Raw genomic sequence first — 13,730 nt, 5'->3', positions numbered from 1 at the left:
GTGGGCTGTGCAGGGTTACGCGGCGAGGAACGCCTTCCACTGCGCCACCAGCGTTTCCAGCGCGTGGCGGTCGATATCCAGATGGGTTACCAGACGCGTGACCGCACCGGTGCTGATCAGGATATTCTGCTGCTTCATCCACGCTTTCAACGGTTCAATCTGCGCGTCTGGCAACCTTACAAACACCATATTGGTGTCCTGACGGGACACATCCACGCCAATCGCTTTTAACTGCTCCGCCAGCCAGGCGGCATTATCATGGTCGTCTTGCAGACGGGCGACGTTGTGTTCCAGGGCATACAGGCCTGCAGCCGCCAGAATGCCCGACTGACGCATCGCGCCGCCGGTCATTTTACGCCAGCGGCGGGCGCGCTGAATGTATTCGGCGCTGCCACACAGCAGTGAACCTACCGGCGTGCCGAGCCCTTTTGACAGACAGATGGTCAGGGTGTCGCAGTAGCGCGTCAGGGCTTCCAGCTCAACTCCGAGTGCCACGCTGGCGTTAAAAATACGCGCACCGTCGACATGCAGCGCCAGCTTGTGCTGACGGGTGAATTCCCAGGCGTCTTTCAGATAGGCAATCGGCAGGACTTTACCGTTATGGGTGTTCTCAAGGCTGAGCAGTTTGGTCATCGCGAAGTGGAAATCGTCAGGCTTGATGAACTGCGCCACGACATCCAGCGGAAGCGTGCCGTCAGCTGCCGCCAGAATCGGCTGTGGCTGAATGCTGCCTAACACCGCGGCACCGCCAGCCTCGTACTTATAGTTATGCGCCAGCTGGCCGACAATGTACTCCTCTCCACGCTGACAATGGCACAGCAGCGCGATCAGGTTAGCCTGGGTGCCCGTGGGTAAAAACAGGGCGGCTTCTTTGCCGGTTAACTGCGCGGCCCTGGCTTCAAGTGCATTGACCGTTGGGTCATCGCCGTAAACATCATCCCCGGTTTCTGCGGCCATCATCGCGGAAAGCATCGCCTGGCTGGGGCGGGTTACCGTATCACTGCGTAAATCAATCACACCTGAGCTCCTCTAATGAAAACGGACGCCGTAGCGTCCGTAAAAAAAGACCTGCAAATGTTTTACCGCAGCCAGTTGGTTTTTGCCAGTTCAACCACTTCGTCACCACGGCCATTGATCACCGCCCGCAGCATATACAGGCTAAAGCCTTTCGCCTGCTCCAGCTTGATTTGCGGCGGCATGGCCAGCTCATCTTTGGCGGTCACCACATCAACCAGCACCGGACCATCGTGATTCAGCGCTTCCTGCAGGGCTGCATCAAGGTCTGACGCGCGCTCCACGCGGATCCCTTTCACCCCACAGGCGGTGGCAATCTCCGCAAAATTCGGATTTTCCAGGTCGGTACCGTCAGTCAGATAACCGCCGGCCTTCATCTCCATCGCCACAAAGCCGAGGACGCTGTTGTTGAACACCACCAGTTTTACCGGCAGTTTGAGCTGAGCAACCGAGAGGAAATCGCCCATCAGCATACTGAAACCGCCATCGCCACACATCGCTATCACCTGACGCTGCTTGTCCAGCGACTGCGCCCCCAGCGCCTGCGGCATGGCGTTAGCCATCGAGCCATGGTTAAAGGAGCCAATCAGCCGGCGTTTACCGTTCATCTTCAGATAGCGTGCGGCCCAGACGGTCGGCGTTCCCACGTCACAGGTAAATATGGCGTCGTCGTCGGCAAAGCGACTTAACTGCTGGGCCACGTATTGTGGATGAATCGCCTGTTTATCATTGGCGGTTGCCAGATTATCCAGCTCTTTACGCGCATCGACATAATGCTCAAGCGCTTTATCAAGGAAGTCGCGATCCTGTTTAACCTCCAGCTGCGGTAACAGCGCGGCGAGCGTGGTTTTGATATCGCCAATTAACGCCATATCGACGTGACTGTGCGATCCAATGCTGCCCGGATTGATATCGATCTGAATGATTTTCGCATCGGCAGGATAGAACGCCCGATAAGGGAACTGCGTGCCCAGCAACACTAAGGTGTCCGCGTTCATCATCGCATGGAAGCCAGACGAGAAGCCGATCAGCCCGGTCATGCCAACGTCATAAGGATTATCGTATTCCACATGCTCTTTGCCGCGCAGCGCGTGAACGATCGGCGCTTTCAGCGTCTCGGCCAGCTTGACGACTTCCGCATGCGCGCCGGCACAGCCGCTGCCGCACATCAGGGTGATGTTATGTGACTCATTCAGCAGTTCAGCCAGCTTAGCCATCTCAGTGGCTTGCGGTTGCACCACCGGCAACTGAGGCGGATACCAGTTAGCCGTCGCACCTTCCGGCGCCAGCTTCAGGGCGACATCACCCGGCAGCACCACCACGGACACACCGCGATTAAGAATGGCTTTGCGCATGGCGATACCCAGTACCTGCGGAAGCTGCTCCGGGTTGGAGACCAGCTCGCAGTAATGGCTGCATTCGCGGAACAGTTCCTGCGGATGGGTTTCCTGGAAATAGCCGCTGCCAATTTCGCTGGAAGGAATGTGCGCGGCAATCGCCAGTACCGGAACGCGGTTGCGGTGACAGTCAAACAAGCCGTTGATCAGGTGCAGGTTGCCGGGGCCACAGGAACCGGCACACACTGCCAGTTCGCCGCTGATTTGTGCCTCGGCACCGGCGGCAAAGGCGGCCACTTCTTCATGGCGGGTCGGCATCCATTCGATGGTGCCCATTTTGTTCAGGCTGTCGCTCAGCCCGTTCAGGGAATCTCCGGTGACTCCCCAAATGCGTTTTACCCCGGCGCTTTCTAACGTTTTCGCCACAAGGGCGGCTACGGTCTGTTTCATGCCTTTCTCCGTTTGGCTTATCTCAAATTAGTCAGAGTAAAGCATAGACGAAGGAGGGGCGTTGTCAGGGCGAGTGCGGTAGTCAAACGTGCGGTTTACGGCAGCCCGCAGGCTGCCAGAGACTCAGGAGGAGAACAGCGCGATCAGAATGGGCGCAAACAGGCTCAGCACAAAGCCGTGAACAATGGCCGCCGGTACGATCTCCGTTCCGCCGCTGCGTTGCAGCACGGGAAGGGTGAAATCCATGGAGGTTGCGCCACACAGCCCAAGCGCGCTTGAGCGGTGACGTGAGATCAGCGCCGGGATCAGCATTATCGCCAGCAGTTCGCGAATCAGGTCATTAAAGAACGCCGCGCTGCCAATCACCGGCCCGAAGGATTCAGTCATCAGAATGCCTGACAGCGAATACCAGCCGAAGCCAGACGCCATCGCCATGCCGGTTTTTAGCGGCAGGCCAAGCAATAAGGCGGTCAGCACGCCACCGACCATCGCGCTGAGGAACACCACCATCGCCACCATCAGGCCACGACGGTTGAGGATAATTTGGCGCAGCGTCATGCCACTGCCGCGCAGCTGTAATCCGACCAGGAACAGCAAAAACAGCAGCGCGTACTCACTGGCCAGCGAGGCAAACTTCAGCGGCGCCCAGTGGCTCAGGCCGAGCACAAATCCAATCACCACCACGCCGCATAGCTTTAATGAATCCAGCGCCATATGCAGCCGCGAAGGAAGGGCTTCCTGCCGGTGTTTATGTGTCCACGGACGGCGCGATTCCAACAACCGCAGCGCCAGCAAATTACAGATCAAGATGCAGACCGCACTGACCGCGCAGTAATGGAAAATAGACAGCAGATTGCTGCTCAGATCGTCGAGAAAGGCCAGGCTGATGCCCATAAAAAACAGGATAACGTACACCATCCAGCTGAGAAGCTTATTTACCAGTCGCAGCAAAGAGGGGTTTGTAGTCGGCAGAATGTAGCCGAGGATCAAAGGAATAAGAATGATCAGCAATCCTGAATACATGGGGAAGGTCGTCCGTGGGGAGAATTTGTGGCGTCAAGCTAGCGAAAATTCTTAGCGGAGTAAAGCAAAGTTCCCGTCTTCACCGGGCCTCGTCGGGTTACCCGTACTGGATATGGAGCATTTCCTGCATAAGCTCGGATTTTCAGAGGGTTATCATGACACTGCTCCGTTGCCGGCCAGCGTAACGATGAATTCTGAATTTGCTCCCTTGAAAAGAGGCGTAGCAGCCCAATCTTAAAGGTATTGCCGGATGTCAGTCATAAAAATGCCAGCGTGCATGGCTGGCATTTTACTGTAGGGTTGTTCAGAATGAGGTAAGGAAAGGTCAGGCACTGACTGCCATCGCCATTTCCACAGGGACAATGAGGCTGGCATGATTGCCCTTCGGTCCCTCATGCACATCAAACTGGACTTGTTGCCCGGCTTTCAGCGTTCTGTATCCATCCATCTTGATGGTCGAGTAGTGCGCGAAGATATCCTCGCCGCCACTGACTGGACAGATAAAGCCGAAGCCTTTGGCATTATTGAACCATTTAACAGTACCCGTCTCCATGCTTCTACTTCCCTCGCAAGACATTCGAATGAGTGAGGTGGCGAGGCTTAAAGCCTCTAAGCTGGTTAAAACGCATTCAGCTTATGCCTGTACTGTAGAGATTTAGCATTGAGCGTCAAGCAAATGGGGCGTTCAAACGGGGACGAAATCATCAAAATTTGAAGCAGTTAACGCTATTGCGAATTTTGTGATGGAGGTCGCGTAGCGGCAGTTTGCAGAAAAAAATCACCGGCGTGGGCCAACATTCTGGGCGTGTTAAACATACCCTTAATAATGTTAGTCTGACCTGAGTAAGTAACGTGTTGAGATTGGGTACGTATGGCAAACACTAACGATTGGCTTAACTTTGAACACCTTGCAGATGACAAGCTCCGTGAAGGGCTTAAGCCACCTTCGATGTATAAAGTTATTCTGAACAATGACGATTATACACCTATGGAATTTGTTATTGACGTACTGCAAAAGTTCTTTTCTTATGATACTGAACGTGCAACGCAACTGATGCTTGCGGTCCATTACCAGGGAAAGGCGATCTGCGGTGTCTATACTGCTGAAGTGGCAGAGACCAAAGTCGCTCATGTAAATAAGTACGCCAGGGAGAACGAGCATCCGTTGCTGTGTACGCTGGAAAAAGCCTGAATAAGGCGATCTATTGGGGGAGGTGCCTATGCTCAATCAAGAACTGGAACTCAGTTTAAATATGGCTTTCGCCAGAGCGCGCGAGCACCGTCATGAGTTTATGACTGTCGAGCATTTGTTACTGGCATTGCTCAGTAACCCGTCGGCCCGCGAGGCGTTAGAAGCCTGCACGGTCGATATCGTGGCTCTCCGGCAGGAGCTCGAAGCCTTCATCGAACAAACCACCCCGGTCTTGCCGGTCAGCGAAGAAGAGCGCGACACTCAGCCGACGCTCAGTTTCCAACGCGTATTACAACGCGCCGTATTCCACGTGCAGTCATCCGGTCGTAGCGAAGTTGCGGGTGCTAACGTCCTGGTCGCGATTTTCAGCGAGCAGGAGTCGCAAGCCGCTTATCTGCTGCGTAAGCATGAAGTCAGCCGTCTTGATGTGGTTAACTTCATTTCCCACGGGACGCGTAAAGATGAACCGGGTCCGGCGTCAGGTGCGGAAAATCCGGTCAACGAAGAGCAAGCAGGCGGGGAGGATCGTATGGAAAACTTCACCACCAATCTTAATCAGCTTGCTCGCGTAGGTGGGATTGACCCACTGATCGGGCGCGATAAAGAACTGGAGCGTACTGTTCAGGTACTTTGCCGTCGTCGTAAAAATAACCCGTTACTGGTGGGTGAGTCTGGCGTCGGTAAAACCGCCATTGCGGAAGGCCTGGCCTGGCGCATTGTGCAGGGTGACGTGCCGGAAGTGATGAAAGATGCCACGATTTATTCGCTGGATATCGGTTCACTGTTGGCGGGCACCAAATACCGTGGTGATTTTGAAAAACGTTTCAAAGCGCTGTTAAAACAGCTTGAGCAGGATACCAGCAGCATTCTGTTTATCGATGAGATCCACACCATCATCGGTGCCGGTGCTGCATCAGGTGGCCAGGTTGACGCCGCTAATCTGATCAAGCCGCTGCTCTCCAGCGGGAAAATTCGCGTGATGGGTTCCACAACCTATCAGGAATTCAGCAACATCTTTGAAAAAGACCGTGCGCTGGCTCGCCGTTTCCAGAAGATCGACATTACCGAACCTTCTGTCGACGAAACCGTGCAAATCATCAATGGTCTGAAGCCGAAATACGAAGCTCACCACGACGTGCGCTACACCGCGAAAGCGGTCAGAGCCGCCGTGGAGCTGGCGGTGAAATACATCAACGACCGTCATCTGCCTGATAAGGCGATTGACGTGATTGATGAGGCGGGCGCTCGCGCACGTCTGATGCCGGTTAGTAAGCGTAAGAAAACGGTTAACGTGTCGGATATCGAATCTGTGGTGGCCCGCATTGCGCGTATTCCAGAGAAGAGTGTTTCTGCCACCGACCGTGACACGCTGAAAACCCTGAGCGATCGTCTGAAAATGCTGGTATTTGGCCAGGATGATGCGATTGAGGCCTTAACCGAAGCGATCAAAATGAGTCGCGCCGGATTGGGTCAGGATCGTAAACCTGTCGGTTCCTTCCTGTTTGCTGGTCCTACGGGCGTCGGTAAAACTGAGGTGACCGTTCAGCTGGCGAAAGCGCTGGGCATTGAGCTGCTGCGTTTCGATATGTCGGAATACATGGAGCGTCACACCGTTAGCCGTTTGATTGGTGCGCCTCCAGGCTATGTTGGTTTCGATCAGGGCGGCCTGCTGACGGATGCGGTGATTAAGCATCCACACGCGGTAGTACTGCTTGATGAAATCGAGAAGGCACACCCGGATGTCTTTAACCTGCTGTTGCAGGTAATGGACAACGGTATGCTGACCGATAACAACGGCCGTAAAGCCGATTTCCGTAACGTGGTGGTGGTGATGACCACGAACGCCGGCGTGCGGGAAACTGAACGTAAGTCGATCGGTCTGATCCACCAGGATAACAGCACCGATGCGATGGAAGAGATCAAAAAGATCTTTACGCCAGAATTCCGTAACCGTCTGGACAATATTATTTGGTTCAAACACCTCGATACCGAGGTTATCCATCAGGTTGTCGACAAGTTTATTGTCGAACTGCAGGCGCAGCTGGATGCGAAAGGCGTGTCGCTGGAAGTCAGCGATGATGCCCGGGACTGGCTGGCAGCGAAAGGGTACGATAAAGCAATGGGCGCACGTCCAATGGCGCGTACCGTGCAGGAATGCCTGAAGAAACCGCTGGCAAACGAACTGCTGTTTGGTTCGCTGGTGGATGGCGGCTCCGTGTCGGTGGCTCTCGATAAAGAGAAAAACCAGCTGACCTATGACTTTGTTAGCGCTGAGAAGCGTAAAACGGTTGGGTCAGAACACTAAGCTGTTCGATAGATAGAAAAAAGGCCGGATATGATATCCGGCCTTTTTTTATGGGTGCTGCGGCTACGGGCGGCAGCACGGCTGAATGCTAATTAGCGACTACGGAAGACAATGCGGCCTTTGCTCAGGTCGTACGGGGTCAGCTCAACAGTGACTTTGTCGCCCGTCAGGATGCGGATATAGTTTTTACGCATTTTACCGGAGATGTGAGCGGTAACCACGTGTCCATTTTCTAACTCAACGCGGAACATGGTGTTAGGTAACGTATCCAATACGGTACCCTGCATTTCAATATTGTCTTCTTTGGCCATCGAATCCTCTAGGTGTTACAACCTTAGTTTTGAACCGGCAAGATAATGCCGAATTTCAAGTATTATGTAAAGAATTGTTGGTGATTTCACCAGCATCAACCCCTCTGTTACGCGTTTCGCGCAGAGGAGCTCACGATTAAAAATGTGCAGTGTACGACGTCAGCGTGGGGGAAATGCGGGCTAAAAATGGGTCTCGCATTCGCTCCTGTGCGCAATGCAAACCGAAAGACAAAGTGCGTTAATATTCCCAGCCAGGCCAATCCCGGCTCGCCAGTGACAGGAGGCGATGGGCGGACGACATACCAAACGCGCATATTATATCACTGTTATCCACTCTTGCGTGGAAAACATCGTTTAATCCCACTAAAAAAGGGTCTGCGGCTGCCAACAGTTCGCTGAAAGCGGCTGATCTGCCAGCGAGTTGACCTGATGCAGGTAATCCGCACGGCCTATCTCCTCAGCGCCAAGCGAAGCGGTATGCGGGTTCAGCACCTGGCAGTCGATCACTTTTCCGCCTTGCTGCTGAAAATAGCGGCTGAATACCAACAATGCGGTTTTTGAGGCATTTTCTCGCCGGCTGAACATCGATTCGCCACAAAAAATCTGTCCCAGCGCCAGACCGTATATCCCGCCGACCAGTTCATTCTCATGCCAGACCTCAATCGACTGCGCATGTCCTGCCTCAAACAGCTTCAGCCAGGCGCGGCGAACTTCATTGGTTATCCATGTCCCTTCTTCACGATTGCTGGCACAGCCTTCGATAACATCATAAAAGCTCTGATTAAGCGTCACGCGGTAAGGTGACTGCTGATGAAAGCGCTTCATGCTGCGGCTGAGGTGGAAGCTTTCTGGATAAAGCACCGCGCGCGGATCGGGCGACCACCACAGAATTGGATCCCCCGGTGAGAACCAGGGGAAAATGCCACGGTGATAGGCGCTCAGCAGGCGGGCAGGGCTGAGATCGCCCCCCATCGCCAACAGGCCATTAGGTTCACGCAGCGCCATTTCCGGCGGCGGAAAGTTGAGTGACTCCCTTGAGAGTTGGATCAGGCGCATGTTAACAGCCTCTGCGGCACGAGAGGCTATGACTATAGCGCAAACCGCTGGTGGAAATACCAGTAGCGACCGCGTTTTGAGATTAATTCGACATGATTTCCCTGCTCAATGATCCTGCCGCTGTCCATAATGCAAATTTTGTCGAACTGCTGCAGGCCTTGCAGGCGGTGAGTCACCATAATCATCGTTTTGTCTTTGGCGACCTCGTGAAGTAACGCCAGAATTTGCTGCTCTGTTTCAGCATCAAGGCCTTCGGTCGGTTCATCCAGCAGCAATAAATCACCGTTATGCAGTAGTGCACGCGCAAGACCCAGCCTTCTTAACTCGCCACCGGAGAGCTGACGTCCACCTTCTCCCAGCCAGGCATTCAGCCCCAAATCATCCTCCAGCAACCCGCCAAGGCCCACCTGATTAAGGACTTCAACCAGTTGGGCGTCGCTGCTTTGCGCTGAGGCCAGCAGCAAATTTTCCCGCAGCGTGTTACTGAAAAGGTGAACACGTTGTGTGACCACGCTGGTGGTCGCACGCAGAGAAGCTTCATCCCACTGCTGCAGTGGCTGCCCGTTGAGGAGCAGGCTGCCATGCTGTGGATCCCAGGCGCGAGTAAGAAGCTGGAGGAGTGTCGATTTCCCGCAGCCCGTTCTGCCCAACAGCGCGACATGTTCCCCTTGGGCAACGTCCAGTGAGAGGCAGTCCAGCGCAGGATGATGATCGCCATAGCTGAAGCTCAGATCCTTGATACTCAGGGAAACGCCTTCGCGTGCTGGAAGGGGAGTGTGGGCAAAATGCACCGCAGGTTGCTGGTTAATTACTTCAGAAACCCTCGTCGCTGACGCCATCACCTGACCCAGGTGCAGAAACGCGCCCCCAACCGGCGCCAGCGCTTCAAAGGCCGCCAGAGCACAAAACACAAACAGGGCAATAAAGGCGCCAGGCTCCTTCAGATGACCGATGCCGCCCGCGCTTAGCCATAAAATCAGCACCACGGTAAAGCCGGTAATCAACGTCAGTACCCCCTGAGAGAGTCCCATCAGGCTGGCCTGACGTTGCTGCGCAGCCATCCAGCGTGCTTCAGTCTCGTCAAGATTCTGGCGGAAGAGTTTAGCCGCTCCGTAAAGTGCCAGCTCTGCCTGAGCCTGTAGCCAGTCGGTCAGCTGACTGCGGTATTGACCGCGTAATGCGGTCAGAGCGATACCTGCCGGCCGGCCAGCGCGATAAAACAGCGGAGGAAGCAGTAGCAGCGTCAGTAACATCAGGCCGCCCAATATCACCGCCAGATGCCAGTCCAGCCAGCTCAAGCCAACGGTTACAGTAAGAATCACCACTAAAGCGCCAAACAATGGCGAGATGACGCGCAGATAAAGATGGTCAAGCGTATCAACATCAGCAACCAGTCTGTTCAGCAAGTCGCCTTTACGATAGCCACTTAATCCCGCAGGGGAGAGCGGTAGCAGTTTGCTAAAGGTAAACACCCGCAGATGCTGAAGGACTCTGAATGTGCCATCGTGGCTGACCAGTCGCTCGAAATAGCGTGCTGCAGTGCGGGTGATAGCTGCACCCCTGACGCCAGCCGCTGGCAGCATGTAGTTGAAGCTGTATAAGCCGGCAAAGCCGGCCACTGAGGAAGCGGCCAGAAACCAGCCGGAAAGCGTTAACAGACCGATGCTGGCCAGCAGGGTAATAATGGCCAGCACAATTCCCAAGGACAGGCGCCAGATATGACGGCGATAAAGGGCCAGAAACGGCATTAACGTTTTCATTCTACGGTCTCCTGACGTCTGGCAGCCAGTTCGGCAAAAGCACCGGGCGAGCGCATAAGTTCAGCGTGGTCACCTTGCTGCAGGATTTTGCCGTTGCGCATCAGCCAGATTTCATCCCAGCGCCCCAGTTGATCCAACTGGTGGGTGATCATTAAGGTGGTCTGACTGAAGGAGGCGGCCAGCAAGGCTTCATTAACCCGCTGTTCACTGCGACTGTCGAGGCTAGAACCGGGCTCATCAAGTAACAGGAAATGGCAGGACTTATACAGCGCCCTGGCCACTGCAACACGTTGCGCCTGACCGACTGACAGGGAAGAGGCCTGCTCACCGATTTCACTTTCCAGTCCATTCGGCAGCTGTGTAAGGAACTCTTTTACGCCGGCCTGCTGGCAAACGTTGTCAAGCTTGATCGGGTCAACCCGGCCGGCCAGCACAATATTCTGCCGCAACGTTGCAGCAGGGAGGTGAGGGTTCTGTCCAACCCAGGCAAGTTGCTTTTGCCAGAACTCAGGCGAGATTTCCCGCAGTTCAGTCCCATTGACCCGCAGCGAGCCCTGGTAGGGCAGAAAACCCAGCAGCACGTTAAGCAGCGAGGTCTTACCCGCACCGCTTTGCCCGACCAGCGCCACGCGCATGCCAGGAAGCAAGGTGAAATTCAACGGTCCAGCCAGTACCTTGCCATCCGGGGAAAGGATCTGCAGTTCCTGTGCCTCGAAAGTCAGGCCATCCTGCGTATCAATCACCTTTTCGCCTTGTGAGGAGGTCAGGGTTTCGCTCTGATTCAGGAAGGTTTCCAGTGCATCAGCGCCGCCGACGGCTTGCGCTTTGGCATGATAAAACGCGCCGAGATCGCGGAGTGGCTGGAAGAACTCCGGCGCGAGGATCAACGCAAGGAATCCGGCAAACAGCGTAACGCCGGAGCCATAATGGCCAAAATTGAGTTCGCCGAGGTAAGAGAAGCCGAAATAGACCGCCACAACGGCGATCGACAGTGAAGCGAAGAACTCAAGCACGGCGGAGGAGAGGAAAGCCAGGCGCAGGACTTCCATGGTTCGTTGACGGAAATCTTCCGAAGACTGGCGAATGCTCTCGGTTTCCGCTTCTGCACGATGGAACAGGCGTAAGGTTTCAAGCCCACGTAGACGATCGAGGAAGTGGCCACTGAGCCTGGCCAGCGCTTGAAAGTTACGGCGATTGGCATCCGCCGCACCCATACCGACCAGCGCCATAAACAGCGGTATCAGCGGCGCGGTACACAGCAAAATGAGCGCAGCGGCCCAGTTTACAGGGAACAGGGCAATCAGAATAAAGCAGGGGATAAAAACGGACAGCAGCATTTGCGGCAGATAGCGGGAATAGTAATCCTGCATATCTTCGATTTGTTCCAGCAGCAGCGTGGCCCAACTGCCCGCAGGTTTACCCTGAATCCAGGCCGGCCCCAATGCGCTGAGCTGATTGAGGACCGTACGTCGGAGCGTGGTTCGGATAGCTCTGCCGCATTCGAATCCCACTTTTTCGCGTAACCAGGCTAACACACCGCGCAGAACGAAACAGCCGAACAGCAGCACGAACGGGGTGACTAAGGCTTCTCGTGGCGTGTGATCAACAATCAACGCCTGCAGCAGTGAGGCCAGCAGCCACGCCTGACAGACAATCAGCAGGGCGCTTAACATGCCAAGCATCAGAGAGAGCCGTAACCAGCGCTTACCCAGCCCGGTCTGGCTTTTTAACCAACGGAGTAACTGTTGCTGCCGTGTTTTGTTCATGCTTTTCCAGCTGAGCGTTAGACGAAAGAGGAGAAAACATCCCTGCTAAAAACAGGGGGATTGGCTGGCAATGTTACAATGCGGAATGCAAAAAGGCGACCAGTTGAGGTCGCCTTTGGCAAGATTGATGCAGAGTGTTAACAACTCACTGAGAGTTTTTAACTAATCCATCGAGGAAGCGTTCTGCATCTAACGCCGCCATACAACCGGTACCGGCTGAAGTGATCGCCTGACGGTAGATATGATCCATCACATCACCCGCGGCGAACACGCCTGGAATGCTGGTCTGAGTCGCATTGCCCTGCAGACCCGACTGGACTTTGATGTACCCATTTTCCAGCTCAAGCTGATCTTTGAAGATGCCGGTGTTCGGGCTATGCCCGATGGCGACAAACAGACCGGCTACATTCAGCTCTTCGGTCTGCTGATCGTCCAGCGCAGAGCGCAGGCGCAGCGAGCTGACACCCATTTGATCGCCGATCACTTCATCCAGCGTCTGGTTAGTATGCAGCACGATATTGCCGTTGCGCACTTTTTCCATCAGACGGTCGATAAGGATTTTTTCCGCGCGGAAGCTGTCGCGGCGGTGAATCAAATGCACTTCTGCGGCGATGTTAGCCAGATAAAGCGCTTCTTCAACGGCGGTATTCCCCCCGCCGATCACCGCAACTTTCTGGTTACGGTAGAAGAAACCATCGCAGGTTGCACAGGCTGAAACGCCGCGTCCTTTGAACGCTTCTTCAGACGGCAGGCCCAGATAGCGGGCAGAAGCACCGGTAGCGATGATCAATGCATCAGCAGTATATTCCGCGCTGTCGCCGGTTAATCTGAACGGGCGCGTCTGCAGATCGACCGTATGAATGTGGTCGAAAATGATCTCGGTGTTGAATTTCTCCGCATGCTCCTGCATACGTTCCATCAACGCCGGACCGGTCAGATCGTTCGGGTCACCCGGCCAGTTTTCAACTTCGGTGGTGGTGGTCAACTGACCGCCTTTTTCCAGGCCGGTGATTAAAACCGGATTCAAATTGGCGCGCGCTGCGTAAACGGCAGCGGTATAACCAGCCGGGCCTGAGCCCAGGATAAGTAATTTACTGTGTTTGGCCGTGCTCATGAGACCCTCATTATTTGTCTGGCAAACATTTTTCGATTGTAGGGAATTTAACGCGGCAACAAAAGCATTCTGCAATTTTGTTAACGATGACTGCGAAAGGTTTGACCAATGGACCCTTTCACCTTGCGGAAGAGTTGTGCGCTATTTTGGGGCAAACGCTGACACCTGACAGTGCAATGCCCTGAAAATATCCATTTAAAAACAGTCACGCAGCGATACTTCTGGCATGTTGTACTGGTTTTAGTTGTTTTGCTTTGACAATCGGCTGCGCTTTTGCGAAAACAGTGTAGGAAGCAGAGGGGATTTAGGTTGGCAAAACAGATTTTCATTCCATGTTTTGGCACGCTAGCCGAATAAACTCAGTCTGTCATTGGTCATGACGCATGGTGTGGACAGACAACA

At 54.4% G+C, this 13,730-nt stretch carries 11 protein-coding genes; 2 read left to right on the top strand and 9 right to left on the bottom strand.

All coding sequences use genetic code 11. The annotated features are described in order from the left end of the window. Positions 1-15: 15 nt before the first annotated feature. The 4 genes from ltaE to cspD all read right to left on the bottom strand — a co-directional run bounded on the left by ltaE (position 16) and on the right by cspD (position 4,377). The gene (gene ltaE, locus AC0IXH_RS09645) at positions 16-1,017 is read right to left on the bottom strand and encodes a low-specificity L-threonine aldolase (protein WP_346566023.1); all 1,002 of its coding nucleotides are present in this window, start codon (positions 1,015-1,017) and stop codon (positions 16-18) included. A gap of 62 nt (positions 1,018-1,079) precedes the next feature. Beyond that, complete coding sequence (poxB, locus tag AC0IXH_RS09640) at positions 1,080-2,801, bottom strand: ubiquinone-dependent pyruvate dehydrogenase (RefSeq protein ID WP_206402826.1); 1,722 nt, start codon at positions 2,799-2,801, stop codon at positions 1,080-1,082. Between the two features lie 123 nt (positions 2,802-2,924). Then, positions 2,925-3,824, bottom strand: coding sequence for a LysO family transporter (locus tag AC0IXH_RS09635; RefSeq protein ID WP_471720363.1), 900 nt, complete (start codon positions 3,822-3,824; stop codon positions 2,925-2,927). A gap of 325 nt (positions 3,825-4,149) precedes the next feature. Beyond that, on the bottom strand, positions 4,150-4,377 hold the full coding sequence (gene cspD, locus AC0IXH_RS09630) for a cold shock-like protein CspD (protein WP_013201507.1): 228 nt from the start codon (positions 4,375-4,377) through the stop codon (positions 4,150-4,152). Between the two features lie 318 nt (positions 4,378-4,695). On the opposite strand from cspD, the gene clpS reads away from it, so the two are divergent. Together clpS and clpA are read left to right on the top strand one after the other, a co-directional pair. Further along, entirely contained in the window at positions 4,696-5,016 is a 321-nt protein-coding gene (clpS, locus tag AC0IXH_RS09625) for an ATP-dependent Clp protease adapter ClpS (RefSeq protein ID WP_013201508.1), read from the top strand. 28 nt (positions 5,017-5,044) lie between these two features. Further along, the gene (gene clpA, locus AC0IXH_RS09620) at positions 5,045-7,321 is read left to right on the top strand and encodes an ATP-dependent Clp protease ATP-binding subunit ClpA (protein ID WP_013201509.1); all 2,277 of its coding nucleotides are present in this window, start codon (positions 5,045-5,047) and stop codon (positions 7,319-7,321) included. A gap of 92 nt (positions 7,322-7,413) precedes the next feature. Here the strand turns inward: clpA and infA are convergent, their stop codons facing one another. From infA to trxB, 5 genes are all read right to left on the bottom strand, one after another. Continuing rightward, on the bottom strand, positions 7,414-7,632 hold the full coding sequence (infA, locus tag AC0IXH_RS09615; RefSeq protein ID WP_002211347.1) for a translation initiation factor IF-1: 219 nt from the start codon (positions 7,630-7,632) through the stop codon (positions 7,414-7,416). Between the two features lie 363 nt (positions 7,633-7,995). Continuing rightward, positions 7,996-8,688, bottom strand: a complete 693-nt coding sequence (aat, locus tag AC0IXH_RS09610) for a leucyl/phenylalanyl-tRNA--protein transferase (RefSeq protein WP_013201510.1) — start codon at positions 8,686-8,688, stop codon at positions 7,996-7,998. A gap of 32 nt (positions 8,689-8,720) precedes the next feature. Further along, positions 8,721-10,448, bottom strand: coding sequence for a heme ABC transporter ATP-binding protein/permease CydC (gene cydC, locus AC0IXH_RS09605; RefSeq protein WP_471720362.1), 1,728 nt, complete (start codon positions 10,446-10,448; stop codon positions 8,721-8,723). Further along, complete coding sequence (gene cydD, locus AC0IXH_RS09600; RefSeq protein WP_346566027.1) at positions 10,445-12,214, bottom strand: heme ABC transporter permease/ATP-binding protein CydD; 1,770 nt, start codon at positions 12,212-12,214, stop codon at positions 10,445-10,447. The genes cydC and cydD overlap by 4 nt, the downstream gene beginning before the upstream one ends. A 145-nt stretch (positions 12,215-12,359) precedes the next feature. Further along, positions 12,360-13,328 (bottom strand): thioredoxin-disulfide reductase, encoded by a 969-nt coding sequence (gene trxB, locus AC0IXH_RS09595; protein ID WP_013201513.1) that lies wholly within the window; start codon positions 13,326-13,328, stop codon positions 12,360-12,362. Between the last annotated feature and the right edge of the window lie 402 nt (positions 13,329-13,730).

The organism is Erwinia sp. AC075 (genome assembly GCF_979253995.1).
This window is presented reverse-complemented; position numbering and strand designations above follow the sequence as displayed.

Bases quoted from the DNA above. Each gene is read 5' to 3' on its own strand.
- poxB (WP_206402826.1), bottom strand. From the start codon at position 2,801: ATGAAACAGACCGTAGCCGCCCTTGTGGCGAAAACGTTAGAAAGCGCC.
- AC0IXH_RS09635 (WP_471720363.1), bottom strand. From the start codon at position 3,824: ATGTATTCAGGATTGCTGATCATTCTTATTCCTTTGATCCTCGGCTAC.
- cspD (WP_013201507.1), bottom strand. From the start codon at position 4,377: ATGGAGACGGGTACTGTTAAATGGTTCAATAATGCCAAAGGCTTCGGC.
- clpS (WP_013201508.1), top strand. From the start codon at position 4,696: ATGGCAAACACTAACGATTGGCTTAACTTTGAACACCTTGCAGATGAC.
- clpA (WP_013201509.1), top strand. From the start codon at position 5,045: ATGCTCAATCAAGAACTGGAACTCAGTTTAAATATGGCTTTCGCCAGA.
- infA (WP_002211347.1), bottom strand. From the start codon at position 7,632: ATGGCCAAAGAAGACAATATTGAAATGCAGGGTACCGTATTGGATACG.
- aat (WP_013201510.1), bottom strand. From the start codon at position 8,688: ATGCGCCTGATCCAACTCTCAAGGGAGTCACTCAACTTTCCGCCGCCG.
- cydC (WP_471720362.1), bottom strand. From the start codon at position 10,448: ATGAAAACGTTAATGCCGTTTCTGGCCCTTTATCGCCGTCATATCTGG.
- cydD (WP_346566027.1), bottom strand. From the start codon at position 12,214: ATGAACAAAACACGGCAGCAACAGTTACTCCGTTGGTTAAAAAGCCAG.
- trxB (WP_013201513.1), bottom strand. From the start codon at position 13,328: ATGAGCACGGCCAAACACAGTAAATTACTTATCCTGGGCTCAGGCCCG.